At 64.3% G+C, this 20,168-nt stretch carries 20 protein-coding genes and 1 other RNA gene; 3 read left to right on the plus strand and 18 right to left on the minus strand.

What is annotated here, in order from left to right; translation table 11 throughout:
- Window positions 1-2 precede the first annotated feature (2 nt).
- The 9 genes from mraY to rsmI form a co-directional block, all read right to left on the minus strand.
- Window positions 3-1,085, minus strand: a complete 1,083-nt coding sequence (gene mraY / locus GJ672_RS07705; RefSeq protein ID WP_154296643.1) for a phospho-N-acetylmuramoyl-pentapeptide-transferase — start codon at window positions 1,083-1,085, stop codon at window positions 3-5.
- The gene (gene murF, locus GJ672_RS07710) at window positions 1,076-2,446 is read right to left on the minus strand and encodes a UDP-N-acetylmuramoyl-tripeptide--D-alanyl-D-alanine ligase (RefSeq protein WP_154296644.1); all 1,371 of its coding nucleotides are present in this window, start codon (window positions 2,444-2,446) and stop codon (window positions 1,076-1,078) included. The genes mraY and murF overlap by 10 nt, the downstream gene beginning before the upstream one ends.
- Window positions 2,446-3,939: a UDP-N-acetylmuramoyl-L-alanyl-D-glutamate--2,6-diaminopimelate ligase gene (locus GJ672_RS07715; protein ID WP_154296645.1), complete on the minus strand. Its 1,494-nt coding sequence runs from the start codon at window positions 3,937-3,939 to the stop codon at window positions 2,446-2,448. The genes murF and GJ672_RS07715 overlap by 1 nt, the downstream gene beginning before the upstream one ends.
- Window positions 3,936-5,657 carry a penicillin-binding protein 2 gene (locus GJ672_RS07720; protein WP_154296646.1) on the minus strand — a complete coding sequence of 574 codons (1,722 nt, stop codon included), beginning with the start codon at window positions 5,655-5,657 and terminating at the stop codon, window positions 3,936-3,938. Before GJ672_RS07720 ends, GJ672_RS07715 begins: the two co-directional genes overlap by 4 nt.
- Window positions 5,654-5,935 (minus strand): cell division protein FtsL, encoded by a 282-nt coding sequence (ftsL, locus tag GJ672_RS07725; RefSeq protein WP_229381978.1) that lies wholly within the window; start codon window positions 5,933-5,935, stop codon window positions 5,654-5,656. The genes GJ672_RS07720 and ftsL overlap by 4 nt, the downstream gene beginning before the upstream one ends.
- A gap of 5 nt (window positions 5,936-5,940) precedes the next feature.
- On the minus strand, window positions 5,941-6,849 hold the full coding sequence (rsmH, locus tag GJ672_RS07730) for a 16S rRNA (cytosine(1402)-N(4))-methyltransferase RsmH (RefSeq protein ID WP_370517609.1): 909 nt from the start codon (window positions 6,847-6,849) through the stop codon (window positions 5,941-5,943).
- Window positions 6,850-6,891: 42 nt separating this feature from the next.
- Entirely contained in the window at window positions 6,892-7,344 is a 453-nt protein-coding gene (mraZ, locus tag GJ672_RS07735; RefSeq protein WP_154296649.1) for a division/cell wall cluster transcriptional repressor MraZ, read from the minus strand.
- Between the two features lie 235 nt (window positions 7,345-7,579).
- An RNA gene (rnpB, locus tag GJ672_RS07740) (RNase P RNA component class A) lies at window positions 7,580-7,928 on the minus strand.
- Between the two features lie 26 nt (window positions 7,929-7,954).
- Window positions 7,955-8,809, minus strand: a complete 855-nt coding sequence (rsmI, locus tag GJ672_RS07745) for a 16S rRNA (cytidine(1402)-2'-O)-methyltransferase (RefSeq protein WP_370517581.1) — start codon at window positions 8,807-8,809, stop codon at window positions 7,955-7,957.
- Window positions 8,810-8,885: 76 nt separating this feature from the next.
- Here rsmI and GJ672_RS07750 point away from each other — a divergent pair, with 76 nt between their 5' ends.
- Complete coding sequence (locus GJ672_RS07750) at window positions 8,886-10,778, plus strand: penicillin-binding protein activator (protein ID WP_229381862.1); 1,893 nt, start codon at window positions 8,886-8,888, stop codon at window positions 10,776-10,778.
- Window positions 10,775-11,134, plus strand: a complete 360-nt coding sequence (locus GJ672_RS07755; RefSeq protein WP_154296652.1) for a YraN family protein — start codon at window positions 10,775-10,777, stop codon at window positions 11,132-11,134. The genes GJ672_RS07750 and GJ672_RS07755 overlap by 4 nt, the downstream gene beginning before the upstream one ends.
- 25 nt (window positions 11,135-11,159) lie before the next feature.
- Here GJ672_RS07755 and GJ672_RS07760 read toward each other — a convergent pair whose 3' ends face one another.
- From GJ672_RS07760 to GJ672_RS07785, 6 genes are all read right to left on the minus strand, one after another.
- Window positions 11,160-11,540, minus strand: a complete 381-nt coding sequence (locus tag GJ672_RS07760; protein WP_154296653.1) for a ClpXP protease specificity-enhancing factor — start codon at window positions 11,538-11,540, stop codon at window positions 11,160-11,162.
- The gene (locus GJ672_RS07765; RefSeq protein ID WP_229381863.1) at window positions 11,537-12,169 is read right to left on the minus strand and encodes a glutathione S-transferase N-terminal domain-containing protein; all 633 of its coding nucleotides are present in this window, start codon (window positions 12,167-12,169) and stop codon (window positions 11,537-11,539) included. Before GJ672_RS07765 ends, GJ672_RS07760 begins: the two co-directional genes overlap by 4 nt.
- A gap of 32 nt (window positions 12,170-12,201) precedes the next feature.
- Window positions 12,202-12,933, minus strand: coding sequence for a cytochrome c1 (locus GJ672_RS07770; protein WP_154297095.1), 732 nt, complete (start codon window positions 12,931-12,933; stop codon window positions 12,202-12,204).
- A complete protein-coding gene (locus tag GJ672_RS07775; RefSeq protein WP_154296654.1) occupies window positions 12,933-14,192 on the minus strand; it encodes a cytochrome bc complex cytochrome b subunit in 1,260 nt (419 codons plus the stop codon). Before GJ672_RS07775 ends, GJ672_RS07770 begins: the two co-directional genes overlap by 1 nt.
- Window positions 14,192-14,782, minus strand: a complete 591-nt coding sequence (gene petA, locus GJ672_RS07780) for a ubiquinol-cytochrome c reductase iron-sulfur subunit (protein WP_154296655.1) — start codon at window positions 14,780-14,782, stop codon at window positions 14,192-14,194. Before petA ends, GJ672_RS07775 begins: the two co-directional genes overlap by 1 nt.
- Before the next feature lie 177 nt (window positions 14,783-14,959).
- A complete protein-coding gene (locus tag GJ672_RS07785) occupies window positions 14,960-15,718 on the minus strand; it encodes a Nif3-like dinuclear metal center hexameric protein (protein WP_154296656.1) in 759 nt (252 codons plus the stop codon).
- Window positions 15,719-15,756: 38 nt separating this feature from the next.
- On the opposite strand from GJ672_RS07785, the gene GJ672_RS07790 reads away from it, so the two are divergent.
- Window positions 15,757-16,941 (plus strand): trypsin-like peptidase domain-containing protein, encoded by a 1,185-nt coding sequence (locus GJ672_RS07790; RefSeq protein WP_229381864.1) that lies wholly within the window; start codon window positions 15,757-15,759, stop codon window positions 16,939-16,941.
- Here the strand turns inward: GJ672_RS07790 and hisD are convergent.
- Genes hisD through murA form a run of 3 tightly spaced genes read right to left on the minus strand, consistent with a single transcriptional unit; the run spans window position 16,933 to window position 20,168 of the window.
- Window positions 16,933-18,246 (minus strand): histidinol dehydrogenase, encoded by a 1,314-nt coding sequence (gene hisD / locus GJ672_RS07795; RefSeq protein ID WP_154296657.1) that lies wholly within the window; start codon window positions 18,244-18,246, stop codon window positions 16,933-16,935. The genes GJ672_RS07790 and hisD overlap by 9 nt on opposite strands.
- Before the next feature lie 10 nt (window positions 18,247-18,256).
- Entirely contained in the window at window positions 18,257-18,895 is a 639-nt protein-coding gene (gene hisG / locus GJ672_RS07800; protein WP_154296658.1) for an ATP phosphoribosyltransferase, read from the minus strand.
- Window positions 18,888-20,168, minus strand: a complete 1,281-nt coding sequence (gene murA / locus GJ672_RS07805; protein WP_154296659.1) for a UDP-N-acetylglucosamine 1-carboxyvinyltransferase — start codon at window positions 20,166-20,168, stop codon at window positions 18,888-18,890. The genes hisG and murA overlap by 8 nt, the downstream gene beginning before the upstream one ends.

Here is a 20,168-nt window from a genome sequence, read left to right on the forward strand (position 1 = left end):
CATCACCGCAGCTTCAGTGTGGCCAGGCCCACCAGGACCAGGACGACCGTGATAATCCAGAAGCGAACCACCACCCGCGGCTCCGGCCAGCCCTTCAACTCGAAGTGATGATGCAGTGGCGCCATGCGGAAGATTCGCCGTCCGGTGCGCTTGTACCAGAGGACCTGGATCATGACCGAGACCGTTTCGGCGACGAAGATGCCGCCCATGATGAAAAGCACGATCTCCTGGCGAACCACGATGGCGACCATGCCAAGCGCGGCGCCCAGGGCAAGCGCCCCGACATCGCCCATGAATACCTGGGCCGGGTAGGTGTTGAACCAGAGAAATCCCAGGCCGGCTCCCACCAGGGCACCGGCGAACACCACCAGCTCACCCGCTCCCACCACATAGGGGATCCCGAGATACTCCGCAAAAACCACGTTGCCGCTCAAATAGGCAAACACCCCGAGCGCACCACCCACCAGGACCGTTGGCAGCACCGCCAGGCCGTCCAGGCCGTCGGTCAGGTTGACTGCGTTGGAGGCCCCGACAACCACCAACCAGGTCAGGGGAATGAACAGCAAACCCAGAGGGATGGCGAAATCCTTCAGCAAAGGCAGCATCAGGGCGGTTTCCACCGGAGTGGTCGCCGTGGCGTAGAGAACCGTGCCAGCAATGAGGCCGGCGATGGTCTGCCAGAAGAACTTGGTCCGTGCCCGCAAACCTTCACTGCTGCCGCGGGTAAGCTTCAGCCAGTCGTCTACGCCGCCAATGGCGCCAAACGCCAGGGTGGTCAGCAGGACGATCCACACATATCGACTGGTGAGATCGCCCCAGAGGAGCGTTGCCACCGCGATCCCGACCAGGATGAGCGCGCCACCCATGGTCGGTGTTCCGGCCTTGGCGTAGTGGCTGACGGGTCCGTCCTCCCGGACCTGCTGTCCGACCTGATAGCGCTCCAGGCGCCGGATCAACGAGGGTCCTACCCACAGGCCAATACCCAGTGCAGTGAGCGTTCCGAGAATGGCCCGGAACGTCAGGTACTGAAACACATTGAAAGCGCTGTAATAGCGCTCCAGCCACTCCGCCAGCATCAGGAGCATGACGGGCCCTCCTCGCCGGAACCGACGACCAGCTCGTCAACCACGCTATCCATGCGTGCGGATCTCGACCCTTTCACCAGAACCCGGACACCGGGCTCCAGGTCCGCCTGCAGTGCCCTCACCAGATCGGCCCGACTGTCGAAAGCACGGCCCTCGATCGGCCCGCCGAAGCTCTCCACCGCCCGCTTGCTGTGGGCCCCCAGACCATAGAGTCGGGCGATCCCCAGCTGGCGGGCAATACGCCCCGCATCGGCATGGTAGGCCTCAGTTCGGGGACCGAGTTCTGCCATGTCCCCGAGTACCACCCACAGGGGCGCAGAGCCATCCGCGAGTGTCCGCATGGCCGCCGCCAGCGAGGCCGGATTGGCGTTGTAACTGTCGTCGATCACCGTGGCGTCGTTGATCCCGGCGCGGGTCACCATCCGGCCGGCGACCGGCGTGATGGCCTCGAGACCGCTACGAATCGCGTCCGTGCCGGCCCCCATGGCGTGGGCCGCCGCGGCGGCGGCCATGGCGTTGGCCTGATTGTGGGAGCCCGGCAACGGCACCTGCACCCGGAATGGCGCGGTGTCTGGCAGGCGAATCTCCAGGTCACCATCCGGACCGGGGCGCCCACTGACCTCGGCGGGAGCATCCGCCAGGCTGAACCGCACAATGTGACAGTGGGCCGCCTGCTGCTCCCAGATGTGAGCGAACACGTCGTCCGCATTGATAATGGCCTGGCCATTGGCCGGGAGGGCGGCCAGCAGCTCACCCTTGCAACGGGCGATGGCCTCAAGGCTACCGAATCCCCCCAGGTGCGCCGGTCCCACGTTGTTGATAACGCCCACCGACGGGCGGGCCCAGCTGGCCAGCAACTCGATGTCTCCGGGACGGCCGCATCCCATTTCGACCACGGCGTGCCGATCCTCCGGGTCCAGCGCACAAAGGGTGAGGGGCACGCCAAGCTCGTTGTTCTGATTGCCGGCAGTGGCCCGGGTCGGTCCGAGGCCGGCAAGAATGCTGGCGAGCATTTCCTTGACGGTGGTCTTGCCATTGCTGCCGGTGACTCCGGCCACGGTGGCCCGGCTCTCCGCCCGCGCGCGGCAGGCAAGCTCCACCAGCGACCGCCGCGGATCCGTTACCCGCCATTGCGGCAGTGATGAATCCACAAAATGGCTCACCATGGCCGCGGAGGCGCCGGCCCGAGCCGCCGCATCAATGTACTGATGGCCGTCGGTGGACTCGCCGGACAGGGCGATGAACAGATCTCCGTCGCCCGCCTGCCGGGAGTCCAGCGTCGCGGAACAGACCCGCGCTTCGCCCTGGCGGCACTCCCCGCCCAGCTCCCGGGCCAGCGACTGAATGGACACCCAGCGCATCAGTGCAGTCCTCCCGGGATCCGGGATCGGACCACGGCCTGATCGGAAAACGGAATAACCGCTTCGCCGATGACCTGCTGGCTTTCGTGGCCCTTGCCGGCCACCAGCACACCGTCGCCGGGCCGGGCCATTGCCATGGCGGTGGCAATGGCTTCTTCCCGATCACCAATCTCCCGGCAGTCACTGCCGGGATGACAACCGGCCTTCACGGCGGCACGGATGTCCGCAGGATCCTCGGTTCGCGGGTTGTCATCGGTAATAATCACGGTATCAGCGAGGCGCGACGCCGCAGCGCCCATCACCTCCCGCTTACCCCGGTCCCGATCGCCACCACACCCCATGACGCAGATCAGCCGTCCCGTCAGATGATGACGCAGAGTGCTCAAGGCCGCCTCAAGGGCGCCTGGCGTATGAGCGTAGTCAATCACCACCAGGGCGTCATTGGCCGTCCGGTAGTGCTCCATTCGCCCCGGCACCGGCTGGATCCGCGCCAGCGCATCGAGCGCATCATCCAGCGGATAATCGCCGACGAACGCCCCCAGCGCTGCCATGGCATTCATGGCGTTGAATTCTCCAAGCACCGGCAGCACCAGGGTCCGCTGGATTCCACTCAGCAGAGCCTTCACCCGCAGGCTGGTCGCCTCGGGCGCTGTGGAGAGGATTCGCAGGTCGGCTTCGGCATGGTAGCCATAGCTGAGCGCCGAAGCCCCCCGATCGGGAGCCGCCAGCAGTTCAGCGCCGAGTTCATCGTCGCGATTCAGCACGCACTGCTGGAGGCCGGAACGGGTGAACAGCTGGCGCTTGGCCGCCCGATAAGCCTCGACGGTGCCGTGATAATCCAGGTGATCGCGGCCAACATGAGTGAGCACTGCCACGTCCATTCTGACCGCCTCGGTGCGATGCTGAGCCAGCGCGTGGGATGAGACCTCCATGGCCACGGTCCGGACCCGACGGTCGCGGAGCTCGGCAAACCGGCTCTGCAGGGTCAACGCATCGGCGGTGGTCAACCCCGAGTCCATGGGCGCCGCCACCTCGCCCCAGCCCAGCGTGCCCATGATGGCCGACGGCCCGTCGAGCTGTTCGGCCAGCTGGGCGGTATAGTGAGCCACCGATGTCTTGCCATCCGTCCCCGTTACACCGATCACTCGCAGCGCAGAAGAGGGGTCGCCGTAAAAACGCGCACCGAGGTGTCCAGCCGCAGCAGCGAGACCTTTGAACGGCACCGCGATGGCGCCGGCCGCCTGGCAGCGGGCCTGTACCTGCTCGGCGTCGTGACCAGCGCCCGGCTCCCACAGAACCGCCGCGGCGCCGTTGGCCAGCGCCTGATCCAGATGGGCAAGGCCATGGCGGCTGGAGCCGGCCATGGCCAGAAAGAGCCACCCTGGCTGAACGTGCCGAGAATCCAGAGTGAGCCCCGCGACCAGCCGCTCATGGGCGGGATCAATCACCACCCAGGGCGCAAGCAGAACCGTGAGACGGGTCACACTGCTCATGGCGACCGCCCCTCGCTCACAGCCAGCGTCGGTTCGTCGGCATCCACGTCCGGCGGCACGTTGTAAAGCCGCAGCGCGCTCTGCATCAGGCCCTGGAAAACCGGTCCCGCAACCGGTCCGGCGTAGTACACCTCTCCCCCTGGCTCGTCGATGGTGACCACGGCAACGAATCGGGGATTGTCTGCAGGCGCCATCCCGGCAAAGGTGGAGATGTAGCGATCGGTGGCATAGCCACCGGGAATAGCCTTACGGCTGGTGCCCGTCTTGCCAGCCACTTGGTAACCGGGGATTGCGGCGTGGGTTGCCGTGCCTCCGTCCCGGGTCACCTCGACCATCATGGCGCGCAACGACCGCATCAAACCCGGATCCAGGCGCTGCTCCGGTTCACCGCGGTCAATCCCGCGAACCAGTGCTGGCGTCGGGATTTTTCCGTCGGCGGCGATCGCGGCATAGGCCCTCGCAATCTGCAGGGGGGTGACGGAAAGGCCGTATCCGAAAGCCAGCGTGGCCTGCTCGATGGGCCTCTGGCTGGGCGTTGCCGGCATGGTGCCGGACGATTCGCCGGGAAACGTCACGCCGGTGGCTTCACCGAAACCGAACCGCTTCAGCAGCCCCCAGACTTCCTCGGCTTCGATGTCCAGTGCCATCCGGACCGCGCCGACGTTGCTGGATTTCTGCAAGACGCCGGTAACGGTGAGCTCGCCGAAATCGCGAATGTCGCGCACCTCGTTTCGCCCCACCCGCAGGACACCCGGACTGGTGCTGACGGGTGTGCTGGGCGTGTACTGCCCGCTCGCCATGGCCGCCGCGATGGTCATGGGCTTGGTCACCGAGCCCGGCTCGAAACTGTCGGTAACCGCCCGATTACGAAACCGCTCGGGACGCAGGTCCGAACGCCGGTTAGGGTTGAAAGCGGGCTGGTTGACCATGGCGAGAATTTCGCCGCTGTGGACATCCATCAGCACGACAGAGCCGCCGGCCGCCTGCTCGCGCTCCACCGCCGCCTTCAGCTCCCGATACGCGATGTACTGGAGGCGCAGATCAAGGGTCAGCGTCAGGTCCCGTCCGGGCTGTGGCTCGCGCAGGCGCTCAACATCCTCGATGCTCCGCCCCAGCCGGTCCCTCAGAACACGCTTGGCACCGGACTGACCCGCCAGCCAGTCATCAAAAACCCGCTCCACACCCTCCTGCCCGCGGTCATCGATGTCGGTGAAGCCCAGGACATGGCCGGTCACCGGACCCGCCGGATAAAATCGCCGATACTCGCGCTGTAGCGCGACTCCAGGCAGATCCAGAGCCATGGTCGCCTCGGCGACCCGGGGATCCACATGCCGACGGATGTAGACGAATTCCCGACGCTGCCTGGCGCGCAGGTGATCCAGTAGCGTGGTGGAGTCCAGCTCCAACTCTGCCGCCAGCTGCGTAACGGCCTCAGCCCCGCCCTCTTCCAGCAGCACGCCGGGATGGGCCCATACCGAATCCACGGGCGCGCTGATGGCCAAGGCTTCGCCATGGCGGTCATGAATGCCACCACGATGGGCCACCATGGTTTCCATGCGCAGATGCCGCTGGTCGCCCTGCCCCTGCAGAAAATCCCCCTCCGTCAACTGAAGTGCCACCGCCTGGACCATCAGGGCACCCATCAGCCCCATCAGGCTCACCAGCACGGCGACGCGCCGCCAGACCGGAGCCACCACACTCCGATCGCCCCGGGTCATTGGTCCCCCTCGGGCCGGCCTGAACGGATCAAGACAATGTCCTCACCGGCCGGCATTTCCAGCTGGAAATCCTCTCGAGCGATGCGCTCTACCCGGGAATGAGTCGCCAGTGCGCCCTGCTCCAGTCGAAGGCGGCTCCATTCGGTATTGAGGCGATCCCGCTCCGCCTGCAGCTTTTCCAGGTTGAGGAACAGGCTACGCGTCTGATGCTTGACCTCCACGACCGCGATGGCCGACGCCATGACCAGCACGGCGAGCAGGGCCACTGCGACGGTCATGCGATTCACGGCAACCGCTCCGCGACCCGGAGAATGGCGCTGCGAGCTCTCGGGTTGGCTCGCACTTCGGAGTCGGTCGGACGGCAGGCCCGACCCACACGCCGAAGTTTTGGCTGCTTCTCCGGCGGGACGCGACCCGCTCCCGCCGGCAGGTCGCCCACCTGACTGTGGCGATTGATGAAGCGCTTGACGCGCCGGTCCTCGAGTGAATGGAAACTGATGACCACCAGACGTCCGCCGGGACCCAGGAGGTCGCAGATGTCCTCGAGCAGGGCATCCAGGGCGCCCAGCTCGTCGTTGATGTGAATACGGATCGCCTGAAAGCTGCGGGTGGCCGGATGACGGCCCGGCTCCGCGCGGGGTACCGCCTCGGCGATTAGCGCGGCTAGGCCGGTGGTGGTATCCGGCAGCGCGTCCGCCTCACGGGCGGCTCCGACGAATCGGGCAATACGGCGCGCGAAGCGCTCCTCACCGTATTCACGAAGCACTCTCGCCAGTGTCTTTTCATCAACCCGATCAAGCCACTGCCGGGCGGTTTCGCCACGGCTGTTGTCCATGCGCATGTCAAGCGGGCCTTCCCGCAGAAAACTGAACCCGCGGGACGGGTCATCCAGCTGCGGGGATGACACCCCCAGATCGAGCAGGATCCCCATCACATGGCCCGCCAGCCCCTCACCCCTCAACACGTCGCCCAAGTCGGAAAAACGGGCCTGCAGAATGCGACAACGGTGATCCCCGCCATGGCGCGAACGTGCCAACTGGATGGCTTGCGGGTCCTGATCAACCAGCCAGACGCAGGCGGTATCGTCGAGGGCGGAGAGAAGTGCCGCGGCGTGGCCACCCCGGCCGTAGGTGCCGTCAACCCAGACTCCGCCAGGACGGGGGCACAGACCGTCGATGGCCTCCTGAATCATGACGGGCCGGTGGTCGGAGATCTGACTCACGGGCAACGCCTCCTAGAGGGATAAGGACTCAAGATCGGCGGGCAGATCATCGGATCCTGCTGCCTCGTTAAGCCACTCGGCCCGACGAGCGGTCCATGTGCCCTCATCCCACAGCTCGAACTTGTTCCCCTGACCGATCAGGACTGTCCGTTTTTCCAGACCGGCGAACTCCCGCAGCGGCGGGGGCAACAGAATGCGGCCACTGCCATCCAGCTGGCACTCCGTGGCGTGGCCGATCAGCAGACGCTGCAAACGCCGGGCACTGCGATTGAGACTGGGAAGGCGTACCAGCTTCTGCTCAATGTGTTCCCACTCCGGCAAGGGATACACCAGCAGGCAGTGATCACGGTCCACGGTGACCACCAGATTACCGTCGCAGAGGGCCGCCAGGCGATCCCGATAACGGCTCGGGAAAGCCATGCGCCCTTTGGTATCGAGGTTGATGTGTGCGACGCCTCGAAACACTGGATTACCCTTTAACCACCCGAAAATTCCATTTTTTGCCACTTCTTCCCACCATTGGCCACACTTTAGACAGACCCGGAGGACGCGTCAACCCACGCGATGCGTAATTTTTTCCAGCATGACAGTGACTTATAAGCGCCGGGCGGGGCGCGTTATCAACACTTGGAGCGAATAAAAATTCGCCCCTTTAAACATTGATTTATGGGGATTTGCGAGAATTCGCATTAAGAAAGGGAAGGGAAGCCGGCCTGTAAGCCGGGTTCTGTCGAGGACAGCCATTCATCTGTGATGCATGTCGCCATGCACCTTGAGCGACCTACCCGGGAGCCGCGCGGGCCACGCGTCTGCTCCCCTATTTGGTCTTGCTCCGGGTGGGGTTTACCGTGCCACGCCTGTTACCAGCCGCGCGGTGCGCTCTTACCGCACCATTTCACCCTTACCTGTGCCATGCAGAGATGGCCATCGGCGGTCTGTTTTCTGCGGCACTTTCCGTCGGCTCACGCCGCCCAGGGGTTACCTGGCACCCTGCCCAGTGGAGCCCGGACTTTCCTCCGCAATACTGCAGCGACTGCCCGGCCGACTTCCCAGGCAACAGGATACCACTGCCCCGTCACTTGTGCTCTTTGCCTCGGTGCAATCGGGCGTAGAGCGAATTCGCGGACTCGCCGGTCAATCGCGCTGCCAGCCGAGCGGCAGCCCGAGCGCTCAGCCCCTCCGCCCGCAGCAGGCTCAACAGCTCCTCGGCGTCCGGTATGCTCGGCCTGGCCGGCCTGGAGGGCGCCGGGCCAACCATGACCACGAATTCACCGCGCTGGTGGTTGGGATCCTGATGGAGCCATACCGCCAGGCCCTGAAGGTCCTCCAGACGGGTGGTTTCGTGCCGCTTGGTGAGTTCCCGGGAGATGGCCGCCGGCCGGGCGCCGCCAAACACGGCGATCATGTCTTCCAGAGTGCCATGCAGACGCCGTCCGACTTCGAACATCACCAGGGTGTGATCGCATTCGGCCAGTTCCGCCAACCGACGACGGCGCGCCGCCGCACGGACGGGCAGAAAGCCCTCGAAAAAGAACCGGTCAGTGGGCAGACCGGAAACCGAGAGCGCTGCGATCAGACTGCTGGGCCCGGGGATCGTCAGAACCTCGAACCCCGCCAGCCGCAGGGATCGCACCAATCGGTAACCGGGATCACTGATGAGCGGTGTGCCCGCATCGCTGATCAGCGCCACGTCCTGGCCCGCTGCCAGCCGTGCCTTGAGCAACGCAACACGCGCCTCTTCGTTATGCTCATGAAGACTGATCAGGGGCCTGCGGATGCCCAGGGCGGTCAGCAGACGGGCGGAGTGCCGGGTATCCTCGGCCGCCACCAGATCGGCCTGGGTGAGAGTGTCCATCGCCCGCTGGCTGATGTCGCCCAGGTTGCCGATGGGCGTGGCGACCACATGCAAGCGCCCCGGAATGTTTGACACCCTTTCCTCCGGCCTTCGATACTTCCAGTACCGCTGCGGAGTGTACCCGGCGGCGACCGGTACCGCGAGGACTGCCTTGTCATTGCTGCGCCCTACTTTCTCCCTCCTGATGGCCTTGCTTTTCGTCGCCGGCTGCGCGGGCATGGATCCCGGCGATGGCCCGACGATCGGCGAGGTGGATACGCCCCGGATTAACGCGGCTCAGGCCGCTCTGGCGGCGGAAGACCCGTCCAGCGCGTTGACACTATTACGCCGGGCAGCCGCCGAAACCGCTGAGCCGGCGGCCACCGGGTTGCAGCTTGAAGCCGCCCTGCTCGCCCTGATGGTGGACGACAGCGATCCCGCAACCGAATGGCTGGGGAGTCGCTATGCCGACGCGGGGGAAGCCAATGCGCTGATTTCCGCCATGGTGCGGGTCCGACTTGGCGAACTCGACGGCCCGGACGCGATCCGCGCCCTGACCCCGACCCGCAATCCGGATCAGTTGCCGCAGCGACTGATCCCCTTCCAGCTGGACACGCTGGCCACGCTGGAGGCCGGCGAGGGCCACTGGCAACGAGCTGTCGATCACCGACTGGCCATGGCCGAGCACGCGCCCCCGGGATGGGTCCAGCGACTGAATGAAGCGAGGCTCTGGGAGGCGCTGATGGACGCCCCCCTGAGTGATTTGAGAGAGGCCGGCCGTCACGCAAGGACAGAACCGCTGAAGGGCTGGCTGGATCTGGCAATCACCATCCGGGAGCAGGCACTGGAGCCGAACGGTGCGGCTCTGGCCCTGGAGTCATGGCGGATCGATCAACCGTCTCATCCGGCAAGCCCCCTATTGGAGACGCGGGTTGTCGCCATGCATCGCGCTGACCTGTCTCCACCCGCAAGGATCGGCGTGCTGCTGCCGCTCAGCGGCGAGCTGGGCAGCGCGGGCCGGGCAATTCAACGGGGGATTCTGGCCGCCTATCATGCCGACAGCGACGCCCGGCGGCGCCCTGAATTATTCTTTGTAGACACCGGTGACGAGGGAATGCCCGCCCCGGCTGCCTATCGGGAAGCCGTCGCCCGAGGCGCACTGCAGGTCATCGGCCCATTGACAAAAAGCGCCCTGCGGGACCTGATTGCCGGGGGCAACCTGGATGTTCCCGTGCTGGCGCTGAACCGGGTGGATGACGTCGAGGTGCCGCCGGCGGTTCATCAATTCGGGCTTGCCCCTGAGGATGACGCTCGGGCGGCGGCCACTCTGGCACTGGCATTGGGGTATGAGCGCATGGCCATTCTTTCCAGCGCCGATGACTGGGGCAAACGAGTCGCGGCAGCGTTCAAGGCCAGGCTGGAGGAAAACGGCGGCCAGGTAGTGGGCCATAGCCGATATGCAGACGATCAGGAGGATATGAGCGCCCCGGTTCGCGAGCTCTTCCACCTCGACCTCAGCACGGAGCGCCAGAGTCGACTGCAATCGGTCACCGGCTTGCGGGTCCATTTTGAGGATCGCCGTCGTGAAGACATGGACGCCGTTTTCCTGGGCGCATTCGAGACCAATGCGCGCCTGGTTACTCCTCAGGTCCGATTTCAGCGCGGCCTCAACCTGCCAGTGCTGGCAACCAGCCAGGCCTATCCCCGCAATGCTTCGCGTCAGGCGAACGAGGACCTGGAGGGTGCCATGATCATGCGCATGCCATGGTTACTCGAAGGGCCCATGCCGACTCGTGTCGAGTCGGCGCGAGATCAGCTGGAGAGTGCCGCAGAAGCCGGCAGCAGTGATCTGGTGGCGCTGGGCGTTGATGCCTTTCAGCTTCTGGGGCCGCTGCGCATTATGCAGCGAGAGCCGTCGCTCCGAGCTCAGGGATCCACCGGGGCAATACAGCTCGGCGCGGACAACGAAGTCCGACGTTCTCTTCTGCCGACGCGGGTCACTCGGTCAGGGCTTCGCCCCCTGAACCTGCCGGGGTCCGACGGAGCGCCCTCCTACCTGCCATGACCGGACGGCGATCCGGAGACATTGGACGGGCGGCCGAGGATCGAGCACTGGCACATTTGCAGGCGGCGGGCCTGACACTTCGAGAGCGCAACTTCCGGCTGCGGCGCGGAGAAATCGACCTGGTGATGCAGGATGGCGATGAAATCGCCTTCGTCGAAGTTCGCGCCAGACAACCCGGTCAGTTCGGGGATGGCGTCGAGAGCATCACCCGCGGAAAACGCAGCCGATTGGTTGCCGCGGCCGCCGGCTGGCTCCAGCGCCAGCACGGCGAACCAGCCACCCGATTCGACGTGGTGGCGGTGTCACCGGACGGCGCCATCGAGTGGATCGTGGATGCGTTCCGGGCAGACGATTAATGGATTAGAGGCGCGATCGCGCCCATTATTTGACGACTCGCAGCCCGGGCTTCGGCGGTGGGGCAGTGTCGTCGTCATCGGGCGATGGACCGTCACCATCTTCGGGGGTAAAGATCATTCCCCGACCATTCTCACGCGCATAAATCGCCTGCACGGCCTCGATGGGAATGTAGACCTGCATGGGTTGCCCACCGAACCGGGCCTCGAATGAAACCCCGTTGTTATCCATGGCAAGCCCACGGGTAGCGGTGGGCGAGATATTGAGGACCAGTTGTTCCCCGTCGGCGAACTGCGTGGGTGCGGCGACGCCCTCCGCCTCGGCGTTCACCAGAATGTGCGGCGTCTTCTGATTATCAACAATCCACTCATGAAGCCCGCGTAACAGGTAAGGCCGGCTGGGGGTCATTTGCCGCGCTTCATGCCCTGCTCGGCAGCCGTGAGGCTGGCATGAAATGGCTCGCGCTCGAACAACCGCTCGGCATAAGACCTGACCGGAGCCGCCGCCTCCGGCAGTTCAACCCCATAATGGCTTAGCCGCCAGAGCAGTGGCGCCAGCGTACAGTCCATCATGGTGATCTCTTCACTAAGGAAGTAGGGCAGCCCCGAGTCGAAAACATCAGCGCTGGCCGCCAGACCCTCGGCCAGCTCCCGGCGGACCGCCGGCTTTCCCCGAGTCTCCGGCCGCTCGAGATGAGACAACAACCGATACCAGTCCCGCTCCACCCGTGAGATCACGAGCTTGGCCTTGGCCCGGGAAACCGGATCCACCGGCATCAGCGGAGGGTGAGGAAATCGCTCGTCCAGGTACTCGCAGATCACCCGCGGGTCGTACAGTGCCAGATCGCGGTCCACCAGCGTGGGGGTCTCGGCGTAGGGATTGAGATCGGCGAGATCCTCTGGCTGTGGCCCATCCGGGAGGACTTCCACGATCTCGACGTCGATCCCCTTTTCAGCGAGGACCAGGCGGACCCGGTGACTGTCAGCACTGTCCGGATCGGTGTACAGACCAATGCTGGTGCGCTGACTGAGTACCACAACCCCCTCTTCGATCTGTCTCGCCCGCTGGTTCAGTGGATGTCCCTCCAGTACTCGCGCTTCATGAGATAGGCGAGGAACGTAAAGATCACCAGAAAGCCGATGACCCAAACCCCCATTTGATGGCGCTTGGCACGCACCGGCTCACCCAGGAATGTCATGAAGTTGGTGATGTCGCGAGTGGCCCGAAGGTACTCGGCCTCGGTCATGGTCCCCGCTGCACTGGCCGGCACTTCAATGCCGACGGTCATCAGTTCGCCCCCCTGTTCCTCACGAACCGGCTCGGGAACGCCCTGCAGGTGCCAGAGCACATGGGGCATGGAGGAGTTCTCGAGCAGAGTATTGTTCCAGCCAATGGAAGCATCCGGGTCCCGGTAGAAGCTGTTCAGGTAGGTGAAAATCCAGTCCGGGCCCTTCGAACGGGCGGTCAGCGACAGATCCGGGGCCGGCGCACCAAACCAGTTCATGGAGTCATTGGTGCCCATGGCCGACATCATCATGTCACCCACTTCATAACTGCCAAAGATCAGGTTTTCCTCGATCAGCTCCATGGACACGCCGAGCCCCTCGGGCAGCGCGTTCCAGCGCACAAACTCGGCGGAGTGACAGCCCATGCAGTTATTGGCGAAAAGGTTGGCTCCCCGCTGCAGGGACGCCGTGTCGGAGACGTCGACATTGGCGTCCATGAAATCGCCCGATGGCCCCGCTGCGTGGACGCCTGCAGTGGTCAGGCCCAGCAGAACACAGCAGATGAGTTTCTTCATCACTCGGTCACCCTCTCCGGAACCGGCTTGGTTCGCTCAAATCCGAATGCCGTGTAGACAAACAGGAACGCAAAGAATCCGAAATACACCGCCGTCCAGATCTGCGACCAGCGGGTCACCGTCAGCCCGAAGTAGAGATCAGAGGCCTCCTGAATACCCAGATAGCTCAGGATGATGAAGGCCACGGCGAAGAGGCCGAGGCCGATCTTGTGGCCGAGCCCGCGGTAACGGATGGAGCGCACTTTGCCGCGATCTATCCATGGCAGGAAGAACAGAACGACGATGGCGAGCCCCATCAACAGCACCCCGCCGAACTTGTGCGGCACGGCGCTGAGAATCGCGTAGAACGCCGTGAAGTACCACACCGGTGCGATGTGTTCAGGCGTCTGCAGCGGATTGGCCGGTTCGAAGTTCGGCGCTTCCAGGAACAGGCCACCCATCTCCGGAGCGAAGAACACCACCGCCGCGAAGAAAATCAGGAATACACCCAGCCCGAACGTATCCTTCACCGTGTAATACGGATGGAAGGGGATGCCGTCCTTCGGCTTGCCCTCGCTGTTCTTGTGGTCCTTGATGTTGACGCCGTCCGGGTTATTGGACCCCACCTCGTGCAGGGCCAGGATGTGGAAAACCACCAGACCGACCAGCGCCAGCGGCAACGCGACCACATGCAGCGCGAAGAATCGGTTCAGCGTCACCCCGGAGATGTTGTAATCACCCCGAATCCAGAGCGCCAGCTGATCCCCGAACCCCGGAATGGCGCCGAATAGCGAAATGATCACCTGAGCGCCCCAGTAGGACATCTGGCCCCAGGGCAGCATGTAGCCCATGAAGGCTTCAGCCATGAGCACCACGTAGATGATCATGCCGAAAATCCAGATCAACTCTCTCGGCTTCTGGTAGGACCCGTACAGCAGGGCACGGAACATGTGCAGATAGACCACCACGAAAAACGCCGAGGCGCCGGTGGAATGCATGTAGCGGATCAGCCAACCCCACTCCACATCGCGCATGATGTATTCCACCGAGGCGAAGGCGCCTTCGGCGGTGGGGACGTAATTCATGGTAAGCCAGATGCCGGTCAGCAGCTGATTGACCAGCACAAACAGAGCCAGGGAACCGAAGTAGTACCAGAAGTTGAAGTTCTTGGGGGCGTAATACTCACCGATGTGCTCATTCCACATCTTGGTGAGCGGGAAACGGGCATCAACCCAGCCAAGCATCCCGCCCTGAGCCTTGGTGCTCGTTGCTTCACTCATCAGACCGTCTCCTCGTCTTCTCCGACCACCAGCATGCCGTCGGCGGCGATGCGGTGCGGTGGAACCGGCAAATTCGTCGGTGCGGGCATGCCACGGTAGACCCGCCCGGCCATATCGAATCGGGATCCGTGGCAGGGGCAAAAGAAACCGCCCTCCCAGTCCGAATCCAGGGAACCCGGACGGGGCATGAACGACGGGATGCAACCCAGGTGGGTGCAGATGGGAACCACCACCAGCAGGGAAGGATCGATGGAGCGGTGGACATTCTGCGCGTAGGCTGGCTGCTGGTCGGCAACCGCCGACTCGGGATCGCTGACCCGGTCATTCAGTGAGGGCAACGCCTCGATCGCCGCCTCGGAGCGCCGAATGACCCAGACGGGTTGGCCCCGCCAGGTGATGTTGATTCGCTGACCGGCCTCCAGGGTGCTGGTATCCACCTCAACCGGCGCACCGGCCGCTCGCGTGGTTGCACTGGGTTTCCAGTAAGCGAGAAACGGAACCGCGGTGTAGGCCACACCGACACCACCCACCACGGAGACCGCGCCGGTCAGAAAGCGGCGGCGGCTCCTGCTGGCACCTTCCTCAGACATTGATTTTCCCCTGTATGGGAGACGCGTAATCTTGGCCCGACAGCAAGGCAGAAAACTGCGGGTTTTAGAGCGCCCGTCTTAACTGCTTTTCAATGGCCGCAAGAATCGCCCATGAAACCATTCCAGTCAAGGTTGAACCGCCTCCACGAAGGGCCCTCAACGACGGGAATCCGTCTCTCAGGCCGGATTGGGATCGTCGATGAATCGATGCTCCAGACCGAAAGCTTCGGCCAAATGTTCGCCCAGTGCCTGAACCCCTCCTCTTTCGGTGGCATGGTGCCCTGCGGCCAGGTAATGCATACCGGCCTCACGCGCCAGATGCGTTGTCGGCTCGGAAATCTCGCCACTCAGATAGAGATCGACGCCGAGGTCGGCGGCCGCCGAAATGAAACCCTGGCCTCCACCGCTGCACCAGGCGACACGCTGCACGCGCTCCGGACCCTCTCCCACCATCAATGGCGGGCGGTCCAGGGCGAGGGCTACCCGCCTGACGAATCCGTCGACCGGCAGCGGCTCCGCCAATTGGCCATGCCAGAGAAGACCTTCGACCCCACCGGCATCCACCTGGCCGGTCACGGAGATATCCAGGAGCCGCGCCAGACAGGCATTGTTGCCCCACTCGGCATGCACATCCAGTGGCAGGTGATAGGCCAGCAGACTGATGTCGTTGCGGAGCAAACACCGGATACGTTCGGCTTTGGCGCCGGTGAGGCACGGACTTTCGCCTTTCCAAAAGTACCCGTGATGAACCAGCACGGCGTCAGCCCCCGCGTCGATGGCGGCGTCCAGGAACCGCTTTGAGGCGGTGACGCCGGTCACCAGGCGTTGGATGTTCGCCCGGCCTTCCACCTGCAACCCATTCGGGCAGTAGTCGGCGATTTTCGCCACTGAAAGCCGCTCATGCAGGTAATCCGTCAGCGCGGAACGGTGTACCATTGCCCCTCCAGAACAAAAACAACCCAATTAGAGTGTAGATGATGAAGATGCATCGCTTCATGCGCTTCGTTGGAAGTTATGTGCTGGTCGGGCTATTGGCAGCCGCGGGGATCATCTGGCTGGCGCCGGATTTGCTGCAGACGGAACCCGCCGTGATAGAAGTGACCGAACCGCCCCCTGCCGGTGAGGGCGACCTGGCAGCCGCCGAGATCGGCAGCGCCAGTGGTTACCGGGTCTCCTATGCCGACGCAGTGGAGGCGGCCATGCCGGCGGTGGTGAACATTTACACCAGCACCCGGGCGGCGGATCCGCGCAACGTGCTGCTGGACACGCCCCTGTTTCGGGAACTTTTCGACGACCCGCTGGCTGACGACAGCGAGGCATTGCAGACCTCCCTGGGATCCGGCGTCATCGCCTCTGATGCCGGTCATGTGCTCACCAGTCACCATGTGGTGGAGGGCGCCCGGCAGATTCAGGTGATGCTCAGCGACAACCGCACCACAAGTGCGGAAATCGTCGGGACCGACCCCGAGTCTGACCTCGCGGTACTCAAGCTGGATCTGCCGAATCTGGCCCACGTTTCACTGGCTAGCTCGGACCGCAATCGGGTCGGTGACGTGGTGCTCGCCATTGGCAATCCCTTCGGCGTGGGGCAGACCGTGACCAAGGGCATCATCAGCGCCCTCGGCCGGAGTGAGTTGGGCCTCGCGACCTTCGAGAATTTCATTCAGACCGATGCTGCCATCAATCCGGGGAGTTCCGGTGGGGCGCTGGTGGATGCCACCGGTGCGGTCATCGGCATCAATACCGCCGTCTTCAGCCGGGATGGCAACTCCACGGGCATCGGGTTCGCGGTGCCGGCGCCACTGGCCAACGCAGTCCTGCAGGACATCATCAAGCACGGGCGCGTCATCCGAGGCTGGATCGGGGTTCAGGTGCAGGAACCCTCGGGCGAAACCTCGGCCGTAGAGATTGTCGGGGTGCTTCGGAGTGGACCTGCGGATCGGGCGGGTCTGCAGGCAGGCGACGTGATCGTCGCACTTGAGAATCGGCCTCTGGTGGGCGTCAGCGGGTTGCTGGACCGCATCAGCTCCATGGAACCCGGAAGCAGCGTCACACTCGTTGGTGAGCGGGATGGCGAACCCCGCGAGTGGACTGTCGAGGTCACCGAACGCCCCAGTGACCTGGCGCGCCAGCGGCCGGAGAGCCCGCCGCTACGCTGACGGGTCCCGGCGCATTCGATAAGCCGCCGAGCGAGCATGGGCGGTCAGCCCCTCGGCCTCTGCCAGGCGGACGGCGATTTCGCCCAGGCTGCCCGCTGCCTGCTCGGAGCAGTACACGATGCTGGTGGACTTGCAGAAATCATAGACACCCAGAGGCGACGCGAACCGGGCGGTGCGAGAGGTGGGCAGCACATGGCTGGGGCCGGCGCAGTAGTCGCCGAGCGCTTCGGGAGTGTGGCGCCCCAGGAACATGGCGCCGGCATGATCAATGGCCGCCGCCAGGCGCTCCGGCTCCACCACGGAGAGCTCCAGGTGCTCAGGCGCGATGCGGTTGGCCACCGCGGCGGCCTCGTTGAGATCGCGGACGCAGATTAGTGCGCCACGCCGCCGCAGGGACTCCCGAATGATCTCCGAGCGCTCCATCTCTGGCAGCAGGCGCTCCATGGCTGCCTGGACCTCGTCGAGATAACGAGCCTCAGGGCAAATGAGAAGCGCCCGAGCGTCCTCATCGTGCTCGGCCTGAGAAAAAAGATCCATGGCGATCCAGTCCGCATCGGTCTGGCCGTCGCAAATGATCAGGATTTCGGAGGGCCCCGCTACCATGTCAATGCCCACGTGACCAAACACACGACGCTTTGCCTCAGCGACGTAGGCGTTGCCGGGGCCCACGATCTTGTCCACGGCCGGAATGGTGGGGGTGCCGAACGCCAGGGCCGCCACGGCCTGCGCTCCACCCACCAGAAACAGCCGATCAACGCCGGCCACTGCGGCAGCCGCCAGCACCATGGGCGCAATCTCGCCGCCGGGCGCCGGGGCCACCATGATGACTTCGCCCACCCCGGCGACCCGAGCCGGTAAAACATTCATCAGCACCGATGAGGGATAGGCCGCCTTGCCACCGGGCACATAAACGCCCACCCGCTCCAGCGGGCGGATCCGCTGCCCCAGTCGGGTGCCGTCGGCGTCGTCGTTTTCCCAGCTCTGCGGGCGCTGATGCTCATGGTAGGCCCGTATCCGCTCGGCCGCGGCCCTCAGCGCCTCGCGGTCCTCGGCCGGGAGTGCATCGAGGGCGGCCCGGCAGCGCTCCGGCGCCACTTCGAGCTGGTCTGCCGACGACACCGGGTGCGCGTCAAGTTGCCGCGTATACTCGACCAGCGCCGAATCACCATCGCGCCGCACCGATTCCAGAATCTCGGCCACCGTGGACTCGACGCCGTGGGTGGCCCCGTCATCCCAGTCGGTGAGGGCCCCCAGGCGCTCTTCGAAATCGGGCTGTGTGGTACTCAGTCGCTCAATTTCCAGCATGCTTCACCTGTTATCCGGGCCCACTGACCGTGGCCTCGATCTGTTTGAGCAGTGGCTTGATCTCGCGGTGCCTCAGCTTCATGGATGCTTTGTTCACCACCAGCCGGGAACTGATGTCGGCGATGTGTTCAAGCGGCTCCAAACCGTTGGCGCGCAGCGTGTTCCCGGTATCCACCAAATCCACAATAACATCGGCAAGCCCCACCAGAGGAGCCAGCTCCATGGAGCCATAAAGCTTGATCAGGTCCACCTGTCGCCCCTGAGCGGCAAAATGCCGGCGGGTGATATTGACGAACTTGGTGGCGACGCGGATCCGGCGTCCGCCAAGCTCGACACCCGGACAGCCCGCCACCATCAGCCGGCATCGGGCAATGCCGAGATCGATGGGTTCGTAGAGGCCCTGCCCGCCCTGCTCGAGCAGCACGTCCTTGCCCGCGACACCCAGGTCAGCTCCGCCGTGCGCAACATAGGTCGGCACATCGGTGGCGCGCACAATGATCAGCCGGATGGAGGGATGACTGGTGGGCAGGACCAGATTCCGGGTCGCCGATGGATCCTCCAGGGGCTCGATCCCCAGCGGTTTCAGCAACGGCAGGGTCTGCTCGAGAATGCGGCCCTTGGACAGAGCAATGGTGAGGGCGTCAGGCATTGGCTCTTCGAAGCTCCCCGGGAATCCGGCGGATGTCCGCGCCGAGCTGCGCGAGCTTCTCCTCAATACACTCGTAGCCCCGGTCAATGTGGTAAATCCGGTCTACCTCGGTTTCGCCGTGACTGACCAGGCCGGCCAGTACCAGACTGGCCGAAGCTCGCAGGTCAGTGGCCATGACCGGCGCACCCGTGAGCCGGCTGACGCCGTTACTGATCGCGGTGTGGCCTTCCAGCCGGACATCCGCCCCCATGCGCTGAATCTCGAGGATATGCATGAACCGATTTTCGAATACGGTTTCGGTCACCATGCCGACCCCTTCGGCAACGGCATTCAGCGCGCAGATCTGTGCCTGCATGTCCGTGGGGAACGCCGGGTAGGGGGCCGTGCGGACATTCACTGCCAGCGGCCGGCGCCCCTCCATGTCCAGCGCAATCCAGTCATCCCCCGCCTCGATGACAGCGCCTGCTTCACGCAACTTGCCCACGACGGCGTCCAGTAGATGGGGCGCCGTATTCTTCAGCCGGACCGAACCACCGGTCATGGCCGCAGCCACCAGAAATGTCCCGGTTTCGATGCGATCCGGCAACACCTCATATTCCGTGCCCTGCAGCCGCTCCACCCCGTGAATGGTGATGGTGTCGGTGCCTGCACCGCGCACGTCAGCGCCCATGGCGTTGAGGAAATTTGCCAGATCCACCACTTCCGGCTCTCGAGCCGCGTTCTCAATAACCGTGACGCCCTCTGCCAGGGCAGCCGCCATCATCAGATTTTCGGTCCCGGTGACGGTCACCAGATCCAGCACCAGCCTCGCCCCGCGCAGGCGATCGCAGCGGGCGCGGATGTAACCGGCCTCGACGCGGATATCGGCACCGAGCGCTCTCAACCCGTCCACATGAAGATTGACCGGTCGGGTGCCGATGGCACAGCCCCCGGGCAGCGAGACATCGGCCTCGCCATACCGCGCCAGCAATGGCCCGAGCACAAGGATTGAGGCGCGCATGGTTTTCACCAGCTCGTAGGGAGCGTGATGATTGCTGATGGCGCTGGGATCAATTTCCACCCGCATGCGCTCGTCGACGGTGAGGCGCACCCCCATGCGGCCGAGCAGCTCCATGGTGGTCGTGATGTCATGCAGGTTGGGAATATTGCCGATAACCGAGGGACCATCCGCCAGCAGGGTTGCGGCCAGGATGGGTAGTGCGGCGTTCTTGGCGCCGGATATGCGAATCTCGCCGTTGAGGCTCTGCCCCCCGCGTATGAGTAGTCGCTCCAC

Origin of the sequence: Spiribacter sp. 2438, from assembly GCF_009676705.1 — a bacterium.
Taxonomy (GTDB): Bacteria; Pseudomonadota; Gammaproteobacteria; order Nitrococcales; family Nitrococcaceae; genus Spiribacter.

What these genes read in the sequence shown, in the direction of transcription:
- petA (WP_154296655.1), bottom strand. Translation starts at nt 14,782, where the DNA reads ATGTCTGAGGAAGGTGCCAGCAGGAGCCGCCGCCGCTTTCTGACCGGC.
- GJ672_RS07760 (WP_154296653.1), bottom strand. Translation starts at nt 11,540, where the DNA reads ATGACCCCCAGCCGGCCTTACCTGTTACGCGGGCTTCATGAGTGGATT.
- GJ672_RS07775 (WP_154296654.1), bottom strand. Translation starts at nt 14,192, where the DNA reads ATGAGTGAAGCAACGAGCACCAAGGCTCAGGGCGGGATGCTTGGCTGG.
- GJ672_RS07790 (WP_229381864.1), top strand. Translation starts at nt 15,757, where the DNA reads ATGATGAAGATGCATCGCTTCATGCGCTTCGTTGGAAGTTATGTGCTG.
- ftsL (WP_229381978.1), bottom strand. Translation starts at nt 5,935, where the DNA reads ATGACCGTCGCAGTGGCCCTGCTCGCCGTGCTGGTCATGGCGTCGGCC.
- hisD (WP_154296657.1), bottom strand. Translation starts at nt 18,246, where the DNA reads ATGCTGGAAATTGAGCGACTGAGTACCACACAGCCCGATTTCGAAGAG.
- GJ672_RS07720 (WP_154296646.1), bottom strand. Translation starts at nt 5,657, where the DNA reads ATGACCCGGGGCGATCGGAGTGTGGTGGCTCCGGTCTGGCGGCGCGTC.
- murF (WP_154296644.1), bottom strand. Translation starts at nt 2,446, where the DNA reads ATGCGCTGGGTGTCCATTCAGTCGCTGGCCCGGGAGCTGGGCGGGGAG.
- rsmH (WP_370517609.1), bottom strand. Translation starts at nt 6,849, where the DNA reads ATGATTCAGGAGGCCATCGACGGTCTGTGCCCCCGTCCTGGCGGAGTC.
- GJ672_RS07770 (WP_154297095.1), bottom strand. Translation starts at nt 12,933, where the DNA reads ATGAAGAAACTCATCTGCTGTGTTCTGCTGGGCCTGACCACTGCAGGC.
- GJ672_RS07755 (WP_154296652.1), top strand. Translation starts at nt 10,775, where the DNA reads ATGACCGGACGGCGATCCGGAGACATTGGACGGGCGGCCGAGGATCGA.
- GJ672_RS07715 (WP_154296645.1), bottom strand. Translation starts at nt 3,939, where the DNA reads ATGAGCAGTGTGACCCGTCTCACGGTTCTGCTTGCGCCCTGGGTGGTG.
- GJ672_RS07785 (WP_154296656.1), bottom strand. Translation starts at nt 15,718, where the DNA reads ATGGTACACCGTTCCGCGCTGACGGATTACCTGCATGAGCGGCTTTCA.
- mraY (WP_154296643.1), bottom strand. Translation starts at nt 1,085, where the DNA reads ATGCTCCTGATGCTGGCGGAGTGGCTGGAGCGCTATTACAGCGCTTTC.
- hisG (WP_154296658.1), bottom strand. Translation starts at nt 18,895, where the DNA reads ATGCCTGACGCCCTCACCATTGCTCTGTCCAAGGGCCGCATTCTCGAG.